Source organism: Streptomyces sp. NPDC026659, assembly GCF_040638245.1.
Taxonomy (GTDB): Bacteria; Actinomycetota; Actinomycetes; order Streptomycetales; family Streptomycetaceae; genus Streptomyces.
Genome location: NZ_JBEZXY010000023.1, coordinates 1 through 1,331 on the forward strand (window position 1 = coordinate 1; position 1,331 = coordinate 1,331).

The following is a 1,331-nucleotide window of genomic DNA, read 5'->3' on the forward strand; positions in this document are numbered from 1 at the left end:
GGTGATGGGTGGCTGGTCGTTGTTTGAGAACTGCACAGTGGACGCGAGCATCTGTGGCCAAGTTTTTAAGGGCGCACGGTGGATGCCTTGGCACCAGGAACCGATGAAGGACGTGGGAGGCCACGATAGTCCCCGGGGAGCCGTCAACCAGGCTTTGATCCGGGGGTTTCCGAATGGGGAAACCCGGCAGTCGTCATGGGCTGTCACCCGCTGCTGAACACATAGGCAGTGTGGAGGGAACGAGGGGAAGTGAAACATCTCAGTACCCTCAGGAAGAGAAAACAACCGTGATTCCGGGAGTAGTGGCGAGCGAAACCGGATGAGGCCAAACCGTATGCGTGTGAGACCCGGCAGGGGTTGCGCATACGGGGTTGTGGGATCTCTCTTCTACGGTCTGCCGGCCGTAGGACGAGTCAGAAACCGTTGATGTAGGCGAAGGACATGCGAAAGGTCCGGCGTAGAGGGTAAGACCCCCGTAGTCGAAACATCAGCGGCTCGTTTGAGAGACACCCAAGTAGCACGGGGCCCGAGAAATCCCGTGTGAATCTGGCGGGACCACCCGCTAAGCCTAAATATTCCCTGGTGACCGATAGCGGATAGTACCGTGAGGGAATGGTGAAAAGTACCGCGGGAGCGGAGTGAAATAGTACCTGAAACCGTGTGCCTACAAGCCGTGGGAGCGTCGGAAGCACTTCGGTGCTTCTCGTGACTGCGTGCCTTTTGAAGAATGAGCCTGCGAGTTTGCGGTGTGTTGCGAGGTTAACCCGTGTGGGGAAGCCGTAGCGAAAGCGAGTCCGAACAGGGCGATTCAGTAGCACGCTCAAGACCCGAAGCGGAGTGATCTAGCCATGGGCAGGTTGAAGCGGAGGTAAGACTTCGTGGAGGACCGAACCCACCAGGGTTGAAAACCTGGGGGATGACCTGTGGTTAGGGGTGAAAGGCCAATCAAACTCCGTGATAGCTGGTTCTCCCCGAAATGCATTTAGGTGCAGCGTCGTGTGTTTCTTGCCGGAGGTAGAGCACTGGATAGGCGATGGGCCCTACCGGGTTACTGACCTTAGCCAAACTCCGAATGCCGGTAAGTGAGAGCACGGCAGTGAGACTGTGGGGGATAAGCTCCATGGTCGAGAGGGAAACAGCCCAGAGCATCGACTAAGGCCCCTAAGCGTACGCTAAGTGGGAAAGGATGTGGAGTCGCACAGACAACCAGGAGGTTGGCTTAGAAGCAGCCACCCTTGAAAGAGTGCGTAATAGCTCACTGGTCTAGTGATTCCGCGCCGACAATGTAGCGGGGCTCAAGCGTACCGCCGAAGTCGTGTCATTGCAGCATG

The 1,331-nt window shown here is 57.1% G+C and carries 1 rRNA gene (running past one end of the window); it reads left to right on the forward strand.

Annotated elements, in window-relative coordinates:
* The first annotated feature begins 55 nt into the window (after positions 1 to 55).
* Positions 56 to 1,331, forward strand: a 23S ribosomal RNA gene (locus tag AB0E91_RS31545) (it continues 1,497 nt past the right edge of the window).